Annotated in this window: 15 protein-coding genes; 6 read left to right on the top strand and 9 right to left on the bottom strand. The window is 65.0% G+C overall.

Annotation, left to right across the window (positions count from 1 at the left end; all coding sequences use genetic code 11):
• Window positions 1-34: 34 nt before the first annotated feature.
• The 4 genes from lipB to ABD906_RS03740 all read left to right on the top strand — a co-directional run bounded on the left by lipB (window position 35) and on the right by ABD906_RS03740 (window position 4,107).
• Window positions 35-823, top strand: a complete 789-nt coding sequence (gene lipB / locus ABD906_RS03755; RefSeq protein ID WP_378188864.1) for a lipoyl(octanoyl) transferase LipB — start codon at window positions 35-37, stop codon at window positions 821-823.
• A gap of 93 nt (window positions 824-916) precedes the next feature.
• A complete protein-coding gene (locus ABD906_RS03750) occupies window positions 917-2,380 on the top strand; it encodes a YcjX family GTP-binding protein (protein WP_345098281.1) in 1,464 nt (487 codons plus the stop codon).
• Window positions 2,377-3,441, top strand: a complete 1,065-nt coding sequence (locus tag ABD906_RS03745) for a YcjF family protein (protein WP_345098280.1) — start codon at window positions 2,377-2,379, stop codon at window positions 3,439-3,441. The genes ABD906_RS03750 and ABD906_RS03745 overlap by 4 nt, the downstream gene beginning before the upstream one ends.
• Before the next feature lie 183 nt (window positions 3,442-3,624).
• Entirely contained in the window at window positions 3,625-4,107 is a 483-nt protein-coding gene (locus ABD906_RS03740) for a hypothetical protein (protein WP_345098279.1), read from the top strand.
• 31 nt (window positions 4,108-4,138) lie between these two features.
• Here ABD906_RS03740 and folK read toward each other — a convergent pair whose 3' ends face one another.
• Window positions 4,139-4,657, bottom strand: coding sequence for a 2-amino-4-hydroxy-6-hydroxymethyldihydropteridine diphosphokinase (gene folK / locus ABD906_RS03735; RefSeq protein ID WP_345098304.1), 519 nt, complete (start codon window positions 4,655-4,657; stop codon window positions 4,139-4,141).
• A gap of 198 nt (window positions 4,658-4,855) precedes the next feature.
• Here folK and ABD906_RS03730 point away from each other — a divergent pair, with 198 nt between their 5' ends.
• Window positions 4,856-5,470, top strand: coding sequence for a DUF922 domain-containing Zn-dependent protease (locus ABD906_RS03730; RefSeq protein WP_345098277.1), 615 nt, complete (start codon window positions 4,856-4,858; stop codon window positions 5,468-5,470).
• A gap of 126 nt (window positions 5,471-5,596) precedes the next feature.
• On the opposite strand, the gene ABD906_RS03725 is transcribed toward ABD906_RS03730, so the two are convergent.
• Both ABD906_RS03725 and ABD906_RS03720 read right to left on the bottom strand, forming a co-directional pair.
• On the bottom strand, window positions 5,597-5,917 hold the full coding sequence (locus tag ABD906_RS03725; protein WP_345098276.1) for a 2Fe-2S iron-sulfur cluster-binding protein: 321 nt from the start codon (window positions 5,915-5,917) through the stop codon (window positions 5,597-5,599).
• 96 nt (window positions 5,918-6,013) lie between these two features.
• Entirely contained in the window at window positions 6,014-6,364 is a 351-nt protein-coding gene (locus ABD906_RS03720; RefSeq protein ID WP_345098275.1) for an Hpt domain-containing protein, read from the bottom strand.
• A gap of 226 nt (window positions 6,365-6,590) precedes the next feature.
• Here ABD906_RS03720 and ABD906_RS03715 point away from each other — a divergent pair, with 226 nt between their 5' ends.
• Window positions 6,591-12,431 carry an apolipoprotein A-IV repeat region-like domain-containing protein gene (locus ABD906_RS03715; protein WP_345098274.1) on the top strand — a complete coding sequence of 1,947 codons (5,841 nt, stop codon included), beginning with the start codon at window positions 6,591-6,593 and terminating at the stop codon, window positions 12,429-12,431.
• 266 nt (window positions 12,432-12,697) lie between these two features.
• On the opposite strand, the gene glpK is transcribed toward ABD906_RS03715, so the two are convergent.
• The 6 genes from glpK to ABD906_RS03685 form a co-directional block, all read right to left on the bottom strand.
• Entirely contained in the window at window positions 12,698-14,200 is a 1,503-nt protein-coding gene (gene glpK, locus ABD906_RS03710) for a glycerol kinase GlpK (RefSeq protein WP_345098273.1), read from the bottom strand.
• Between the two features lie 92 nt (window positions 14,201-14,292).
• Window positions 14,293-15,846 carry a glycerol-3-phosphate dehydrogenase gene (gene glpD, locus ABD906_RS03705; protein ID WP_345098272.1) on the bottom strand — a complete coding sequence of 518 codons (1,554 nt, stop codon included), beginning with the start codon at window positions 15,844-15,846 and terminating at the stop codon, window positions 14,293-14,295.
• A 219-nt stretch (window positions 15,847-16,065) separates the two neighbouring features.
• Window positions 16,066-17,199: a tRNA guanosine(34) transglycosylase Tgt gene (gene tgt / locus ABD906_RS03700; RefSeq protein WP_345098271.1), complete on the bottom strand. Its 1,134-nt coding sequence runs from the start codon at window positions 17,197-17,199 to the stop codon at window positions 16,066-16,068.
• Entirely contained in the window at window positions 17,196-18,269 is a 1,074-nt protein-coding gene (gene queA / locus ABD906_RS03695; RefSeq protein ID WP_345098270.1) for a tRNA preQ1(34) S-adenosylmethionine ribosyltransferase-isomerase QueA, read from the bottom strand. Before queA ends, tgt begins: the two co-directional genes overlap by 4 nt.
• 110 nt (window positions 18,270-18,379) lie before the next feature.
• Window positions 18,380-18,772, bottom strand: a complete 393-nt coding sequence (locus ABD906_RS03690; protein ID WP_345098269.1) for a hypothetical protein — start codon at window positions 18,770-18,772, stop codon at window positions 18,380-18,382.
• Entirely contained in the window at window positions 18,772-19,248 is a 477-nt protein-coding gene (locus tag ABD906_RS03685) for a peptidylprolyl isomerase (RefSeq protein WP_345098268.1), read from the bottom strand. Before ABD906_RS03685 ends, ABD906_RS03690 begins: the two co-directional genes overlap by 1 nt.
• Window positions 19,249-19,288: the final 40 nt, after the last annotated feature.

Below are 19,288 nucleotides of genomic sequence, written 5' to 3'. Positions count from 1 at the left end.
CGGCCCTCGCATCCGTCCCGGACGGCTGAAGCGAATGAATCACCTGGCGGCTTCCGATTCGCGACCGGACCGGAACCGCACCGAGACCGTGGAACCCATGACCGAGCGTCTTGCCGAACCGAATCTCTTCCTGCCAGCCCCTGGTTCTGAGCCCGTCGAGTGGCGTGTCGAGCCCGGCCTCACGGCCTACCCCGAGGCGCTTGCCTTCATGGAGGCGCGCGCCGAACAGATTCGCGCGGGCACGGCGCGCGAGATGGTGTGGCTGGTCGAGCATCCGCCGCTCTACACGGCCGGCACGAGTGCCAAGCCGTCCGATCTGATCGATCCGAACCGCTTCCCCGTCTATGATGCGGGCCGCGGCGGCGAATACACCTACCACGGCCCGGGCCAGCGCGTGGCCTACGTGATGCTGGACCTGAAACGCCGGCGCGAGGACGTGCGCGCGTTCGTGGCGGCGCTCGAAGAATGGATCATCCGCACGCTCGCCGCCTTCAACGTGAAGGGCGAGCGGCGCAGCGGCCGAGTCGGCGTGTGGGTGGTGCGGCCGGACAAGCCGCCGCTTCCCGACGGCAGTCCGATGGAGGACAAGATTGCCGCGATCGGCGTGCGCCTGCGCAAGTGGGTGAGCTTCCACGGCATCGCGCTCAACGTGGAGCCGGATCTTTCGCATTTCGGCGGCATCGTGCCCTGCGGCATCCGCAGCTATGGCGTCACCAGTCTGGTCGATCTCGGTCTGCCCGTCACAATGGACGACGCTGATGTCGCGCTGAAACAGGCTTTCGTGCAGGTGTTCGGGCCGGTGACGCCTGTGCTGCGGGATTGAGACCGGCCGCCACGGGTGCTTGCGCCATTTCGTTGCCGTATCCCGGACTTATGTGCCACCTTGACGTGAGGCTTACCAACCAGGGGACCGGACTTGCCGCGGATCAACATTGCCGATGAGGCGCTGATTGCGCTCGATACCATCGCCGATCGTGCAACCAACCTTCTGTCCCCGACGCTCCGCCTCGGCGTGACCGGGCTGTCGCGCGCAGGCAAGACCGTGTTCATCTCGGCGCTGGTGCACAACCTCATCCACGGCGGGCGGCTGCCGATGTTCGAGGCGCAGTCCTCGGGCCGCATTTCCCGCGCCTATCTGGAGCACCAGCCGGACGACGCCGTGCCGCGCTTCCAGTACGAGGACCACATCCGCGCCCTCGTAGAGGAACGCATCTGGCCCGAATCGACCCGCGCCATTTCCGAACTGCGGCTGACCATCGAATATGAGTCAGCTTCGGCCTGGGGGCGGATGCTGTCGCGCGGAAAACTGTCGCTCGACATCGTCGACTACCCCGGCGAATGGCTGCTCGACTTGCCGCTCATCTCGAAGGATTACGCGAGCTTCTCAAAGGAAGCCGTTGAGCTGGCTGAACTTCCCGTCCGCAAGGAGGTCGCCCGCGAATGGATCCGCCTCGCCGAATCCGTCGATCCGAACCAGGATGCGGACGAGCTGCTGGCCCGCCAGCTGTTCGAGGCCTTCACCGCTTACCTGAGAGCCTGCAAGGAGGATACGCGGGCGCTCTCGACGCTGCCGCCCGGCCGTTTCCTGATGCCGGGCGACCTCGACGGCTCGCCTGCGCTTACCTTCGGCCCGCTGGTTCGCCTGGCGGAAGGAAAGCCGCGCCCGAGCTCCATGCAGGCAATGATGGAGCGCCGCTACGAAGCCTATAAGTCTCACGTCGTGAAGCCCTTCTTCCGCGAACATATCGCCCGGCTCGACCGCCAGATCGTGCTGATCGACGCCATGCAGGCGATCAACGCGGGCCCCGAGGCCGTCGCGGACCTGGAACGGGCGCTCACCGAAATCCTCGAATGCTTCCGGCCGGGGCGAAACAGCTTCCTCACCAGCATCTTCTCCCGCCGGATCGACCGGATCCTCATCGCAGCGACCAAGGCTGACCAGATCCATCACGAGAGCCACGACCGGCTGCAGTCCATCGTCCGGCGCATCGCCGAGCGTGCAATCGCGCGGGCCGACTTCTCCGGTGCGACCGTGGACGTGGTGGCCATGGCTGCCGTGCGGGCGACGCGCGAGGGAACCGTCAACCGCGGACGCGAGACGCTGCCCGTCATCATCGGGACGCCGATGGCGGGCGAAACGATCGGGGGCGAGACATTCGACGGCAGGACCGAGACCGCCATCTTCCCCGGTGACCTGCCGGAGACGCCGGCTGCATTGTTCCGCAAAGGCGGCACCGATCCGGCGAGCGAGCCCAACATCCGCTTCGTCCGCTTCCGCCCGCCGCTTTTGGAGCGCACCGCAGAGGGAGTGACGCTCTCCCTGCCCCACATCCGGCTTGACCGGGCCCTGCAGTTCCTGCTCGGAGACCAGCTGGCATGAGCGATTCGCGCCGTCCGTCCGCATTTCCCGTCGACCCCTCGTCCGTCGAGGCGAGCGACCGCCCGGAGAAGAAGCCGCGCCCGCCGCGGGCCATTCCGCTCGACGAGCACGTCATCGTTGCCTCCGCACAGGTGGACGTGTTCGATGAGGAAGCTCTGGCCGACGAGATGCCGCCGCTGCCGGTTCGCCGCAGGCGTTCCTGGCTCGGCCGCATCCTTTGGAGCGCGCTAGGCATCCTGGTGTCACTCGCCATCGGGCTTTGGGTCGACCAGCTCATCCGCGATCTCTTTTCGCGATCCGACTGGCTGGGCTGGCTGGGGCTTGGGCTCGCGGCCGCAGCGGGTCTGGCATTCCTGGCAACTGTGCTGCGCGAGATGATCGCCGTCGCGCGCCTGGCCTCCGTGGAGAAGATCCGCACGCGGGCCGATGATGCCCATGCACGCGACGACGCGAAGCTCGCCCGCACGGTCGTTTCCGAACTCAAGGCGCTGTTCGCCACCCATCCGGACACAGCTGCCGCCCGCAAGAGGCTGGCCGAGCTGGAAGGGGACGTGATCGACGGCCGGGATCTGCTGAACATCGTCGAGCGCGAGCTATTGGGTCCGCTCGACCGGCGAGCGCAAAAGATGGTGCTGGACGCGGCCAAGCGCGTGTCGCTGGTGACAGCGGTAAGCCCGCGCGCGCTGGTCGATGTGGGCTACGTGCTGTTCGAGACCACGCGGCTGCTGCGCCGCCTTTCAGAACTCTACTGCGGCCGCCCCGGCTTCTTCGGCTTCCTGCGCCTGGTGCGCAGCGTCATGGCTCATCTGGCGGTGACCGGCTCGATGGCGCTGGGCGACGGGCTCGTGCAGCAGATCGTGGGCTACGGGCTTGCCGCCCGGCTTTCCGCCAAGCTCGGCGAAGGCGTGGTGAACGGGATGATGACCGCCCGCATCGGCATTGCCGCCATGGTTGCGATTCGTCCCCTCTCCTTCAACGCGGTGAAGCGGCCGGGCGCCGGGGAGTTCATGAAGGCGCTCACCCAGTTCGCGTCCAGTCAGGAGAAGAAGGGTTCGTCCTGATCGTTGTCATCGGGGATTGCAAAGCGCAGCGAATTTCACCATGCTCCCGTTTTCAGCGGATCACGATGAAGCAACGGTGAGAATGTGTTAACCAAAACACTCCATTGTAGAACTGTTGGCTTCAGCCTTGTCAGGTCGCTACCCATGTTCCGAAATGTAGCCGTATCTTCTCTTGTTGCTGTCATGACCCTCGGCTCGGTGTCGGTGGCTGCATCGTCGGATGAGCAATTCTTCCGCAGCGTGTCCGGCAAGTGGACCGGACCTGGCGAAATCGTGGCCGGAAAGTACAAGGGCACAAAGTTCGTCTGCACCTTCAACGGCGAGAATCCCGAGGGCCAGGTCGGCATGGCGCTCGATGGCGGATGCCGCGTCGGCATGCTGACGCAGGAGATGTCGGCCCGGGTGCAGCGGTCCGGCAAAGGCTACACCGGAACCTTCCTCGACGGCGCGGCCGGACAGGGTCTGGATGTGGTAGGCGGAAACATCCGCAACAACAAGGCTATCTTCAGGATCCTGCGCAACAAGCTATCGGGCGCCATGAGCGCGCACATGGTGGACCAGGACAAGATGAACGTCACCATCTCCGTCCAGGTCGACGACGAGCTCGTGCCGGTCATCGGCATGACGCTGAAGCGCGTGAACACCAAGATGGCGAGCGGGAACTGACGGCGCCCGTCAGCCCTGCCCGCAGACCCTTTCAGACTCGCCCTTCAGACCAATCGGTCCTGTACCAGCTGTCGCCCGCCGCCAGCTTCTCGATTCCCTGGTCGCCGACCGTTTCCGCATAGTCAGCAACCGGCTTGCCGCCGATGATCAGGTCCGGTGCGATTTCCAAGAGCGGCACCAGCACGAAGGCCCGGTCCGTCATGCGCGGATGCGGAATCTCCAGATCGCGCTCCCGGATCGTGTCATCGCCGTAGAGAAGAACGTCGATGTCGATGAGGCGCGGTCCCCACCGCTCGCGCCGCTCGCGTTTCAGAGCCCGTTCGATGTCGAGGCAGACGCCAAGAAGCTCGCGGGCCGGCAGGGCCGTGGTCACACAGGCCACCGCATTGAGAAAATCGGGCTGGTCGAGCTTGCCCCACGGTTTGGTGCGGTAGAGCGAGGAAACCCGTTCAACGGTGGTGTCATCGCGGCTGTCGAGCAACCTCAACGCTTGCGCCATATTGGCGGCTGGATCGCCGAGATTGCCGCCGAGACCGAGATAAGCCCGCATGCCGTTCGTTATGTGTCCAGACAATTGATCCCCCTGCCTGCCGTGCACGATGACATATATAGGCGGGATCCCTGTCAGTCACTGGTCAGCGGCTGAGATCCGGCCGCATTTCGGGGATATCGGCTCATCAACAGAAAGCGATCTCCAAGTGTTTGCCTTTGTCTGACCCTTGCCGCAAGGTGAATGTCTGGAGTCATCATGAAACGCATTCTGCTCGCCCTGTCCCTGCTTTCCGCAATGGCCATTCCCGGCGAGGCCGCCTCGCTGGTGCGCAGCTACAGCTATTACAATGTCCGCGGCACCACGATCGAAGACATCGAAAAGCAGATCAGCATGCACGGGCCGGCCATCGACAATTCCGGCGAACGGCATCCGGGTGCCACGACGATGGAGTTCTCCACGCGCGTCCGGTATCGGGAATACAATGACCGCTGTGTTGTGGACGATGCGCAGGTGACGGTGAGGGCCAAGGTCGTCCTGCCCCGCTGGCGCGACCGCCGCAGAGCGACGAAAGGGCTGCAGCTGATCTGGGATACGCTGGCGGCGGACATCAAGCGGCACGAGGAAAGCCACCTCGGCATTGCCAAGAATTATGCCCGCAAGCTGGAAGAGACGTTGCGGGCCCTTCCCCGCATGCGCTCCTGCAAGGATCTGTCGCAGAGGGTGGAGCAGGAAACGACCCGAGTTCTCGCCCAGCACGATGCGGAGCAGGATCACTTCGACGAGGTGGAATCAATCAACTTCGAAAGCCGGCTGGAGCGCCTGCTCAACTACCGGATGGAACAGATCGAAGCCGGCCGGCTCCGGTACTGAAGCCGGCCGCTCGCGCTCTTTGCGACCCGAGATGCAAAGCGCGAGCCCTACAGCGCCCGCGCCTCATCGCACCGTTCATGAAAAATGTGCCGGACGGGAAACCGTCCGGAGGAAACGCGGCAGCCGTCAGCCCTGGCGCTCGGGAATGCGCACGATCAGGCCATCCAGCGCGTCGGTGACGCGGATCTGGCAGGAAAGCCGGGAGTTCGGACGTACGTCATAGGCAAAGTCGAGCATGTCCTCCTCCATCACTTCCGGCTGGCCGACGGCGTCCATCCATTCCTCGTCGACATAGACGTGGCAGGTCGCGCAGGAGCAGGCACCGCCGCATTCCGCCTCGATACCGGGTACGTCGTTGCGGACCGCATTCTCCATCACCGTCGTGCCGGCGGCTGCCTCGACAACAAACTCCTGGCCATCGGGGGCTATGTAAGTGATCTTTGCCATTGATGTTTCCGGACATGAAGGCAGACGGGACGCGTCCGCCATCTTGAGGGCTTGGGTTCTTCTGCCACGCGGAGATAACGGCTGCCGCGCGCAAGTTCAACCTTTCTCGGATGACAATGCCCTGATGGCATCGACCGTCTCAATCACGCGGTCAATGAGATCCAGAACGCGGCCCGCCGCCTTCGGGTCGAATGGAGCATCCTGGAAAGCCTCGAGCGCGTCGGCCAATGAAAAGGCACCCACCGAGCGGGCCGCGCCGGTCAGGCTATGCGCCAGGTCCAGACGTTCCCGCCCGGTCGCGGCCGGGATCGCGCTCCGCGCGGATAGAAGTTGTTGATGAAACAGGCCCAGGACTTCGTTTTGCAGCGCTTTGTCGTACAGTGTCTGACGCTCCAGATGTTCCAGATCAATGGTCCGTTGGATAGAAGCATCGGGTGTTGGGGTCACGGCGCGTTCCGTGTCTGGTTTCACTCGGAGCATTATAACAAATTTTATGCCGCGCGCCCGGGTCGTTAACTTTATCTTTAAACTTTTGTAGATCGAGCGCGTAGCGTATTTCCATCTCACGTCTCTGACAGTACGGTATCCGGTAAAGTACGGTACAGTTGTCGCGTAATGGATACGGGCCGGATCGTGTTGCGTCTGGATGCGGCCCAGGTAGAGGGACGGCGTAATGGCGAGAAATACAAAAAGAATCAGCCAGCAGGATGAAGCGTTCGATCAACTCGAAGATGCGTTGACACTTGATGCTTCCGAACTGCTCGACGCCGAGGAAGAGCTGGAAATCCCGAGTTCGCTCGAGGATCTGGAGGCTCAAATCTCCCTCGCCGCAGAGGAGCTGGCACGCGAAAGCCGCGCAGCAGCCTCGGAAAATCCATCTGACGATCCTGAAAGCCAGGCGGCGGAGCTTGACGTCGCTGCGGATGAGGATTTCTCGATGGTCTTTGACGGCGACATGGCGCAACCAAAACCGGTGGACCTGTCCACCCTGAATCCGGCAACTGTCAAGCCGCGCGCGGCCACCCAGCAGGAAACGGCGGCGGCCGCGGCCAAGCCTTCCACTCCGCTCACGCTTGCGCCGGCAAACGACGATCAGCAGCGTCCCGATCGCCCGCGCCTGCTTGCCGAGCAGCGGCTGCCCCGCACCATCTACTGGGCAACCACCGCTCTTTCGACCATCTGGGTCGGCGGAACACTCTTCCTGGGCCAGAAACTGTTCGGCTCCGAGCTGTTCACCTCTTCGGCGGTTTTCAACGTTGCCGACAAGCCGCAGCTCATCGGCACCTGGCTGGCCGCGCTGCTTCCGGTGATCCCCTTCTGGGGTTTCGCGGTGATGATGCGCCGCGCGCAGGAAATGCGCCTCGCCAGCCAGCAGATCGCCGAGGCGGCCAGCCGCCTTCTGGAGCCGGACAACATCGCGCATGAACGCATCATGACCGTGGGCCAGGCAGTCCGCCGAGAGGTCCAGGCGATGGGCGAAGGCATCGAGCGCACGCTCGCGCGCGCCATCGAGCTGGAGACGCTGGTTCAGACCGAGGTCAACGAGCTGGAGCGCGCCTATTCGGAGAATGAATCGCGCATCCGCCTGCTCGTCGACAGTCTGGGCAGCGAGCGCGAGGGTATCATCAGCCACGCCGAACGGGTCCGCGCCTCCATCACCGATGCCCACGCCCTGCTGAAGGTGGAACTCGCAGCCGCTGGCGATCAGATCCGCAGCAGCGTCGATGCCGCGGCGCAGAAGCTCGCGGAAAGCCTCAGCAAGTCGGGCGAAGACATCGTCAGCCGCATCGGCAGCAAGGGCGAGGCTCTTCAGGAGTCGTTCCTGGCCAAGGCGTCGGCGTTCAGCGACGAGCTGTCGAACTCCACCGGCGAGATCGCCAATCTCCTGGACAGCCGCTTCTCCAACCTGTCGGAGACCGTGTCCGGTTTCCTGAACCGGATCGAAGGCGTCAGCGACACGCTCACGGGCGCCATGACCGAGACCGGAGAAAAGCTCGTCTCGCGCCTCGCCTCCACCGGCAGCAATCTCACCGAGCTTCTGGAGTCCCGTCTCGCGGACATCGGGGAAAACGCCGACAGCTTCCTTGCCCGGCTCGACGCGACCGCAAACGAGCTGGCGCGCTCCTTCCAGGACAAGACGTCGTCCCTCGCCGAGAACCTCAAGACGTCCGGCGAGGCTGTCGCCGCCCTGCTCGACAGCCGCATCGAGACCGTGAGCGAGCGGACGGAAAAGTTCCTGAGCAACGTCGATTCCGCAACCGGCTCGGTCACCGAAGCGCTTGACCGCAAGGCCGCGGCCCTCGAGCACCGCATTGCCGCTTCCGGCGCCGACGTGGCAAACCTGCTGGAATCGTCGCTGTCCTCGTTCGACGAGACGACCGACGGGTTCGTCCGCCGCATCGAAAGCTCGGTCAGCACCGTCTCGGCCATCCTTGACGACCGCACGGACGCCGTGGAGAAGCAACTGGTCGCGACGGCCGAGAACGTGTCGGGCATCCTGCGCGACAGCCTCTCGTCGCTGGACAGCCAGGCGGAACAGCTGGCAAGCCGCATCGAAACCGCCGCCGAGAGTGTCACGACCACACTCGACCAGCGCACCGTCGCGATCGAGAAGCGTCTTGCCACCTCCGGCATGGGACTGGCCCGCGCCCTGGAGGCCGGCCTGGCCAACCTGGATCAGCGGACGGAGGGCTTCGTCGACCGCGTGTCCAGCGCCACGAAGGAGCTTACCTCCAGTCTGGACCAGCATGCGAAGGCGGTCGAGGAGCGCCTGTCCAGCTCCGGCACGGGCGTGGTGCATGCGCTCGAAGCCGGCATTGCCGCGCTGGACGACCGGGCGGAAGGATTTGTCTCGCGCGTCGCCACCGCGACCGAGTCCATGGCCTCCGCTCTCGACAAGCACGCGAAGGCCGTCGAGGAGCGCCTTGCGGCCTCCGGCTCCGGCGTGGCCGGCGTGCTGGAAAACGGCCTCGCCACCTTCACCCAGCGCACCGAGGGCCTGATTGACCGCGTCTCCGCGACTGCGAAGACGCTCGCCGAGGCTCTGGACGAGCGTACCGAGACCATAGAGAAGCAGCTGCGGGCGTCCGGTGACGTCGTCACGGCCAAGTTCGACGAGCGCATCGCCGCCATGAGCGACAAGACCATGGAAATGGCCCATCGCCTTGGCGACACGGCGGATGCCGTCGCGCGCACCCTGCAGGAGCGTACGGAGGAGCTGGCCAACACCCTCTCCTCCTCCGGATCGGTGGTGGCCGAGATCATGGATTCGCGCATCAGGACGATCGCGTCCCAGGTCGACGGCGCAGCGCGCGTTCTCGACGATGTGCTCAGCAACCGCAGCTCCGAACTCGTGTCGTCGCTCGACAAGGCCACCGAAAATGTCGGCAAGGAGATCGACTCCCGCATCGGCGAGATCGAAACCCGGCTCACCGACCGCAGCGGCGCCCTGCTTGAGGGTCTCCATGCGCGCGCTGAAGCCCTCGATGCCGGCCTGCAGCGCCTCGACAGCGCCCTGGAGACGCGCGCCCGCGCGATCAATGAAGCGCTCGTCGCCCGGACGCGCGAAGTGGCGACCGCCTTCGCCCAGGGACAGGATCAGATTGCCCGGGTCATCGAAAGCGGCAAGGATGTCATCAGCCGCAGCGTCGCGAATCTGGCTTCCTCAACGTCGAGCCTGCTTGAAAACAAGGCTGCTGATTTCGCCAAGGCTATCGAGGAAGGTCATATCCGCCTCAGCGCCCGCCTCGACCAGGATCTGAACAAGTTCAGCGCGGTTCATGCCCGCGTCGAGACCGTGCTCAATGAGCAGCTCAACGCCCTTGGGGAGACGCACCAGAAGCTGTCCGAGGAGATCGACACCGGCCTCAACCGCCTGGGCCAGATGACGGCAACGGTTGGCTCGCGCATCTCCGAGGAGGTGCAGCGCCTGAACAGCGCCGGCGAACATCTGAGCACGGCCATCACAAGCGACCTGGCACGGCTGGATGCGGAGAAGGCCCGCCTGACGGAGGCCATCCGCACGGAGATCGGCGAGGTGAACGCCACCTTCGCGAGCCAGATCGACCAGATCGAGGGTCGCGCGCGAGAACTCGACGGCGCGCTGTCGGTGGGCGTCGAGCGCATTCGCCAGACGCTGGAAAACAGCGCCCTCAACGCGGCCGGCGCGCTGCGTGAGAAGATGCTCGAAGCCACCAGCACGCTCGGCGATGAGGCGGCGCGCGTCATGGACGTCGTCGACAACCGCTTTGCCGCCTCGGTGACCCAGTCCGCCACCACCCTCGGCGAAAAGGTCGGCGAGCTCGACCAGGTTCTCAACGCGGCCGCCATGCGCGTGGCCGAGCGGACCAACGAATTTGGCGAGCACTTCAACGATATCGACCGCCGCATTGTCGAACGCGTCGCGCAGGCCGCGCAGGCGCTCGAAAGCCGCGGAGAGGCCATCGCCCAGGTCTTCGCGGACGTGGACAAGGGTATCCGTGCCCGCACCCACGAGACCGTGAACGTCCTGTCCGCGCAGATCCAGAACTTCGAGCGCGCCTTCAACGAGATGGACGAGCGCATCATCGAGCGTGCGCGGATGACCACGAGCGAGCTGGATTCTCAGGCGGAAAACGCGATCGAGCGCTTCCAGCAGATCGAGGAGCGTGTCCGGACCACGGCCGGCGCCGTTTCCAGCGCCCTCGTCCACGCGAGCTTCGAGGCCGAGAACCATCTCGGCGAGACAATCAAGCGCACCGCCTCCCTCATCCGCGAGGGCCTCGGGGAGGTCGAGGAACAGCTGCGCAACAGCGCCGAACAGGCGGCAACCCAGGTTTCAGAGCAGCTTGCCCGCAGCCAGAACAACCTCATTTCGGCCGCGGACACAATCAGCCAGACCTTCACCGCCGTCAACGAGCACATCGCCAACCGTACGGGCGAAGCCGTCCGCACGCTGGAGCAGCGTACACTTGACCTCAACCAGGTGCTGGCCGAGCGCAGCCTCGAGATTTCCCGCATCCTGGACGAAACGGCACGTCCGCTGGTCGAGCGTTTCGAGGCTGGCGGCGCGGAGTTCCAGCGCGCGATCGAGGAAGTCACCGCCCGCAGTGCCGAGCGGCTCCAGCAGCAGAATGCCGCCCTCATCAGCGCACTGGCCGATCGCACGGCCGATACGCTGCACGCGGTCGAACGGGCGCGGGCCAGCATCACCGGCGACGTCGAGGCACTGCTGGAGAACCTCAGCGTTTCCGGCGACAAGCTGGCCGACATGGTGCGCACGGTCACCAGCAACATGACCCAGGTGGACCAGAAGCTGTCCACCACGGCCGTCACCTTTGCGGAGAACGCGCAGAAGGCTGCCGAGACCTTCTCCAACTCGGCCAGCCTCATCACCGCGAACTCGGGCCGTCTGGCCGACTTCTCGGAGCGCACGTTGCACGCCCTGTCGAACATCGCCAGCCGCTTCGAGAACCACAGCCGCATCCTCGAGAGCGCGTCTCAGTTGCTCGAGAAGGCTCAGAACGGCATTGTCAACAATATCGAAGGCCGCCAGGAAGCCCTGCGTTCCCTCGCGGACGGACTGGTCGAAAAGTCGGAGCAGCTTGAGCGCGTAATCAAGTCGTTCGACGGCCTCATCGACAACCTGGTCGAGCGGACCGCGCAGCGTTCACGCCAGTCGGCCGACGCAATCCGCAAGTCGATCGAGGATGTCTTCGAGAACGCAGCCAGCCGCTTCACCAGCGCGACCGAGGAAATCCGCCGCACGGCGTCCGAAGTGCGTGAGGAGCTCGAAAAGACGCGCGCCGACGTCAAGCGCAACATCGTCGAGCTGCCCGAGGAGGCGAAGCAGTCCACCTCCGCCATGCGCCGCGCCATCTCCGAGCAGATCAACGCCCTCAAGGAGCTGTCCAACATCGTCGCCAAGACCGGCCGTCTGCAGCCGGCGGCGGAACCCGCCCGGGCTCCTGCCATGCCGCGCGCGTCCGCCGCGCCGCTTGGAACGGCAGCACAGGTGCTCGACCGCCCTACTCCGCTGCGCACCGCCAGGACCGTCGAGCCGCAGCCGGCGGCCTCCCAGCGGTCCCAAGCCCAGGGCGGCGGCTGGATCCGTGACCTGCTGCGCAGCGCCTCGGATGACGATCTCGTCAACCCGTCGTCGGTGAAGGCTGCGGCCTCTCGCCAGGAGCCGCACATCTCCGACTCGCTGAACTCGCTGTCGCACGAGATCGCACGCGCGATCGACGCTGAGGCGGCCACGGAACTGTGGGACCGCTACCGCCGCGGCGAGCGGAACGTCTTCACCCGCCGGCTCTACACGCTCAAGGGCCAGCAGACCTTCGACAACATCCAGCAGAAGTACCGCCTGGATGCTTCCTTCCGCTCCGCCGTCGACCAGTTCTGCCGCGACTTCGAGCGACTGCTGAACGACGTGGAGCGCGATGACCGGGATGGTTCGGCCTGGCACTCCTACCTCACGTCCGATACGGGCAAGGTCTACACGATGCTCGCCCATGCGAGCGGCCGGCTGCGCTGAGCGGAGGCAGTCTGACCGAAATTGAAGGGCGGGGTTTTCCCCGCCCTTCTCGTTTCGGGATGCAGGATGGTCTCAGGAGCGTTTTGCGATTTCACACATGGGGCCAAGGACTTTGGCCCGATGATGATCGCTGAGACCCGCACCCGGTTCCCGGTCCAAGCAAGAGGGGCTGGGAAGCTTTTGCACTCATCCTTCGGCAAGCTCAGGATAGAGGCGAAGGGCGGCCATCGCTCCTCGATGCCATGAAGCGCCGATCCGCCTTGGCCCTACCGTGACAGTGTCCGACGAACAGAGTCACGCCAGCCAGCGAGCTTGTGCGCGCGAATATCCTCGGGCATCTGCGGGAGAAACCGCCGCTCAAGCGACCATTGCCGGGCAAACTCCTCCTGCCCCGGCCAGGCGCCGATAGCGGAGCCGGCCAGCCATGCAACCCCAAGCGCGGTGGTTTCGAGAATGGTCGGCCGGTCCACCGGGGCGGCCAGAATGTCGGCGATGCACTGCATGGTCCAGTCGCTGGCAACCATGCCGCCATCAACCCTAAGGACGGTTTCATGGGCCTTGCCCCCGTCGCGGCCCTGCCAGTCCTTCCGCATGGCATCGACGAGATCATGTGTCTGGAAGGCAACGGACTCGAGGGCAGCACGCGCAAGTTCGGCCGGACCGGTGTTGCGCGTGAGGCCGAAGATCGCCCCACGGGCCTCGGCATCCCAGTGCGGCGCGCCGAGTCCGACGAAGGCGGGCACGAGATAGATGGCTTGCGTGTTGTCCGCCTGCCCGGCGAGCCTGCCGGATTCGGAAGCTTCCCGGATGATCTTCAATCCGTCGCGCAGCCACTGCACGGCAGCGCCGGCCACGAAGATGGAGCCTTCCAGCGCATAGGTCGTCTCGCCATTGAGCCGGTAGGCGATGGTGGCAAGCAGCCGGTTATTGGAGGGAACCAGGGTGCTGCCGGTGTTCAGAACCGCAAAGGAGCCGGTGCCATAGGTGCATTTCATCATGCCCGGCTGAAAACAGGCCTGTCCGATGGTCGCCGCTTGCTGGTCGCCGGCCACGCCCCGGATGGGGATTTCCGCGCCGAATAGCGAACGGTCGCTGACGCCGTAATCGTCCGCACTGTCGCGCACCTCCGGCAGGAGCGAAAGCGGGATGCCGAGGAGTCTCGCCAGTTCCCCGTCCCAGGCGTTCTTGCGGATGTCATAGAGCAGCGTGCGGGAGGCGTTCGTGGCGTCGGTGGCATGCACCCTGCCACCCGTGAGCCTCCAGATGAGAAACGTGTCAATGGTGCCGGCGAGAACCTTGCCTGCCTCGGCGCGTTGCCGCGCGCCGTAGACGTTGTCGAGCAGCCAGGCGATCTTGGTGCCCGAGAAATAGGGATCGAGCAAAAGGCCCGTTCTCTCAGCAAAGATCCCCTCGTGGCCGGCAGCCCGCAGCCGCTCGCAAAGATCCGCCGTGCGCCGGTCCTGCCATACGATCGCACGGTGGATCGGCCTGCCCGTCTCCCTGTCCCACAGGATAACGGTTTCCCGCTGGTTGGTGATGCCGATGGCCGCGATGTCGCGCGCGCCGAGCCCCGCACCCGCAAGCGCCAGCCGCATGGTCTCCACGGTCGTGTCCCAGATGTCCTCCGGATCGTGTTCCACCCAGCCGGACCGCGGATAGTGCTGCGGGAACTCAAGCTGCCCGATGCCGGCAACCCGCATGTTGCCATCGAAGATAATTGAGCGGGTCGAGGTGGTTCCCTGATCGATCGCCAGGACAAACCGTGTCATGCGGCCTCCTTCTCCCTGTTGCCGGAGCTCGCGCCCCTTTTCCGATCGCGCGATGGTAGTGCGTCGCCGCAGGCTGACGCAATCAATATGGATTACGGATGGCGTGCCCGCGTTCTCCGGGCAGCGCCCGCTGGGCTTTCCCTTGAATCCGCGCGCAGGCTTTCCATGAAGCAGGCCACCTCCGCTTGCTCGCGAGCATCGAGCCGAAGCCCGAGCTTCGTGCGCCGCCACAACACGTCATCGGCCGTCCGAGCCCACTCCCGGGCCGCCAGATAGCGCAGTTCACATTCGTACAGACTGGCGCCGAAATGCCGGCCAAGGTCCTCAATCTGCCTGGCATTGCCGAGAACATCCTGCGCGAGCGTGCCGTACTGCCGGACGAGGCGGCGCGCGTGGGAGGACGAGAGAAACGGAAATTCCTCTCCGAGCGAGGCGACAAGCACCTCCCGCCGCACCGCGGGAAAATCGCCGCCCGGCAAGGGTGCGGCAGCGGTCCATGCCTCACCCCTGCTGCCGATCTCGCCGCCGACCAGGTCGAGCGCCGCTTCGGCAAGCCTGCGATAGGTCGTGATCTTGCCGCCGAATACGTTGAGCAGCGGCGCGGCCCGGTGTCGTTCTACCTTCAGGACGTAATCGCGCGTGGCATCCTGCGCCCGGCTGGACCCATCGTCGTAAAGCGGCCGAACGCCAGCAAACGACCAGACGATGTCGGACGGCACAACCGGCCTTGAGAAATAGGCGCTGGCGGTTTCGCAGAGATACCTGATTTCGCCGTCGCTGATCCCTGCCTCATGGGGATCGCCCGAAAAATCCTCGTCCGTGGTGCCGATCAGCGTGAAATCGTCCTCGAAGGGTATGGCAAAGACGATCCTCCGGTCCAGATTCTGGAAGACATAGGCCTGCCGTCCCTCGTATTTCCGGCGAATGACGATGTGGCTGCCCTTCACCAGCCTGAGCCTTTCCGGCGAGTTCGCCACGCCTGCGAGATCCCGCACGGTGCCGGCCCAGGGGCCTGCGGCATTTATGATCATCCGCGCCCGCACGGCGCGCGTTTCACCTGTCTCCACGTCTTCCAGCGTCGCAAGCCACTGGCCTGCGTCTGCCTCGGCGCACAGGAAGCGCGTGCGGGTCATGATCCGCGCGCCGCGCAGGGCGGCATCCATGGCGTTCAGCACCACGAGCCGCGCATCGTCGGTGTAACAGTCGGAATACTCGAAGCCGCGAACCAGATCCGCCTTCAACGGCCTGCCTGCCGGGCTCTCGCGCAGGCTGACCGAGCGGCAGCGGCCGAGCGTCGAACGTCCGCCGATGGTGTCGTAAAGAAACAGGCCGAGCCTGATCAGCCACGCCGGGCGCATTCCCTTGCGGACCGGGATCACGAAGCGAGCGGGACGGATGACCTGCGGCGCGATGTGAAGCAGTACCTCGCGCTCCCGCAACGCCTCCCGCACCAGCCGGAACTCGTGGTGCTCGAGATAGCGCAGTCCGCCGTGGATGAGCTTGCTGGATGTGGAAGACGTGCCGCTCGCGAGATCCCCCATTTCGGCCAGCACGACCGAATAGCCGCGCCCCGCGGCGTCGCGCGCGATCCCGCAGCCGTTGACGCCGCCTCCCACCACCAGAAGATCGACAGATTCACGAGCCATATCCGCTCCGGCAGCGATCGCGACCCCGGACGCCCCTGATTGTTATAGGGCGCCCGCAGCCGGCGCAAAAGTATGGATCAGAACTGTCTGGTCACGTGTGGTTACGGCAGGCGTAACGGGCTCAGTGGCCCGTATCCCTGCGACAGTCTCGGCTTCGTGCGCCCCCTTTCGACAAACCTACCTTCGACAAGCTCAGGGTAAGGAAAAGGGAAAACCGCCTCACACCGGCGGGAGATCGCCCCTCGCCCAGCCTTCCTGGATTTCCGCGGCACGGTCGGCGAAGCGGCCGGCTTCGATGGCATCGCGGATGTCCTGCATCAGCCGCTGATAGTAGGCGAGATTGTTCCAGGTCAGCAGCATCGCTCCAAGAAGCTCGTTCGACTTCACCAGGTGATGCAGATAGGCGCGGCTGTAATCCCGCGAGGCTGGGCAATCGCTCTCAGGATCGAGCGGACGCGGGTCGTCCGCATGGCGGGCGTTCTTGAGGTTGATCTTGCCGAAGCGGGTGAAGGCGAGGCCGTGCCGGCCGGCGCGGGTCGGCATCACGCAATCGAACATGTCGATGCCGCGCGCCACGGATTTCAGAATGTCGTCCGGCGTGCCGACGCCCATCAGGTAGCGCGGCTTGTCGGCGGGAAGAATCGGACAGGTGATCTCCAGCATTTCGAGCATCACCTCCTGCGGCTCGCCCACGGCAAGGCCGCCGACCGCATAGCCCTTGAGGTCAAGGGCCTTCAGCGCCTCCGCGGAACGCTCGCGCAGCTTGGGCTTATCTCCGCCCTGCACGATGCCGAACATGGCCTTGCCTGGCTGGTCACCGAAGGCCACCTTGCAACGCTCGGCCCAGCGCAGCGACAGTTCCATCGCCTGCTCGATCTTCCTGTCCTTGGCGGGCAGCTTCACGCATTCGTCGAGCTGCATCTGGATGTCGGAATCGAGCAGCCCCTGAATTTCGATGGAGCGCTCCGGGCTCATTTCGAAGACCTTGCCGTCGATGTGCGAGCGGAACTTCACGCCCTCCTCGGTGATCTTGCGCAGCGATGCCAGCGACATGACCTGGAAGCCGCCGGAATCGGTGAGGATCGGTCCCGGCCAGCGGGCAAACTCGTGCAGGCCGCCGAGCCGCGCCACGCGCTCCGCGCCCGGCCGCAGCATCAGGTGATAGGTGTTGCCGAGGATGATGTCGGCGCCCAGCTCGCGCACCTGGTCCATGTACATCGCTTTCACCGTGCCGCCGGTGCCCACCGGCATGAAAGCAGGCGTGCGAATGGTGCCGCGCGGCATGGTGATCTCGCCGCGACGGGCATTTCCGTCCGTCGCAAGGACGCGGAATTGAAACGTGTCAGTCGTCACTGGTCTTCCCGGAAAAGCAATGAGGCATCGCCATAGGAATAGAAGCGATACTGGTTGGCAATGGCATGCGCATAGGCCGCTTTCATGCGCTCCAGCCCGCAGAAGGCGGAGACCAGCATGAAGAGCGTCGAGCGCGGCAGGTGGAAATTGGTCACAAGCACGTCAACCGCCCGGAAGCGGTAGCCCGGCGTGATGAAGATGTCGGTGGCGCCGGACCATGGGGCGATCTCGCCGGTCTCGACCGCTGCACTTTCCAGCAGACGCAGCGACGTCGTGCCAACGGAGACGATACGCCCACCGCGCCGACGCACGGCGTTGAGCGCTTCAGCGGTCTCGCGGGTCACCACGCCGATCTCGGCGTGCATCCTGTGCTCGCTGGTGTCCTCCGCCTTCACCGGCAGGAAGGTGCCCGCCCCCACGTGCAGCGTCACGAAATGCCGCTCGATGCCCATGGCGTCCAGGCGCTCGAACAGTTCGGGCGTGAAATGAAGCCCCGCGGTGGGAGCCGCAACGGCTCCCTCTTCCCGCGCGTAGATGGTCTGGTAGTCGACGCGGTCGCGCTCGTCCTCCTCGCGCTTCGACGCGATATAGGGAGGAAGCGGGATATGACCGAGCGAGGCAATGGCCTCGTCAAGCACCGGACCGTGGAAGTCGAACACCAGCAGGGCCTCGCCGCCCTCGCCCTTCTCGGCGACGGTGGCAGCCAGCGTGCCGAGGAGGCAGACGCGCCCCTCATGGCCGAATTCGATGCGCTCGCCCACGTTCACCCGCTTGGCGGGACGCAGGAACGCCTTCCAGCGGTCGGGACCGGCGCGCATGTGCAGCGTGGCCTCGATTTGCGCGACAGCTTCGCCGCGGCGGCGGCGGCCGGTGAGCCGCGCCGGAATGACCTTGGTGTCGTTGAACACGAGGGCGTCGCCCGGACGCAGGAATTCCGGCAGGTCGCGCACGATCCTGTCCTCGAAGCGGTCTCCCCGCACCACCAGAAGCCGGGCGCTGTCGCGCGGGTTCGCCGGCCGCAGCGCAATGCGGTCCTCCGGCAGATCGAAGTCAAACAGATCGACGCGCACCTTTCCCTCGCAAGAACAAGTTTCACGGAACCTGACGGGTTCAGGGACCCGCTTCAGGACTGCCCGTGTTCAGAGACGAATTGTGGCGAGACTTGCAAAAGCCCGGCCGGTCACGGCCCGATGCACACGAGCGGATAGACGCCGACATCGGCAATTCTGAGAACGCCCGCCGTGGCGTGATCCCGACCCTCGTCAGCCGAGAACAGCCGCACCTCGGCGACGATCCTTTCAACATTCAGGTCGGTGAAGTCAATGCGAATTTCGTCGTCCGACCTGAAGGCCTGGCCCACGGCGATGGCGTTTTCGCCCTCGGTGGCCGTGATCCACTGCCGCTCGTCCGCCGATATCACCGCGCGGACGACAGCGAGGACCGGAACCGAGCCGAGCGTGAGTTCGAGCGAGGCGCGTCCTTCCGGATCGGTACAGTCGATGGCTCCGGTGGCATGGGCGCCACCGGAGGCTGTTAAAACAATGGCCAGAGCTGTCGTAACCCGGCTGAACATCAGGCCACGTCGGCAGCGACACGCATGGTGACAATGGAGTCCGGATCGCGCACGGGCTCGCCGCGCTTGATCTTGTCCACGTTCTCCATGCCCTCGATCACCTGACCCCAGACCGTATACTGGCGGTCGAGCCAAGGCGCCTTGTCGAAGCAGATGAAGAACTGCGAATTGGCCGAGTTCGGGTTCATCGCGCGCGCCATGGAACAGGTGCCGCGCACATGCGGTTTGGCATTGAACTCGGCCTTGAGGTTCGGAAGCTCGGAGCCTCCCATGCCGGTGCCGGTGGGGTCGCCCGTCTGCGCCATGAAGCCGTCGATGACGCGATGGAACACGATTCCATCATAGAAACCCTCGCGGGCCAGCGTCTTGATGCGTTCGACGTGAGCGGGCGCTACGTCGGGGAAGAGCTCGATCACCACGCGGCCCTTCGTGGTCTCCATGATGATCGTGTTCTCGGGATCTTTGATTTCCGCCATGGGAAGGTCCTTCCTATCCGGGCGCAATGCCCGACACTGT

Source organism: Chelativorans composti (genome assembly GCF_039541695.1).
GTDB classification, from domain to species: Bacteria; Pseudomonadota; Alphaproteobacteria; order Rhizobiales; family Rhizobiaceae; genus Chelativorans; species Chelativorans composti.
Note: the sequence above shows the minus strand (reverse complement) of the source record. Positions and strands in the feature narration are given on the sequence as shown.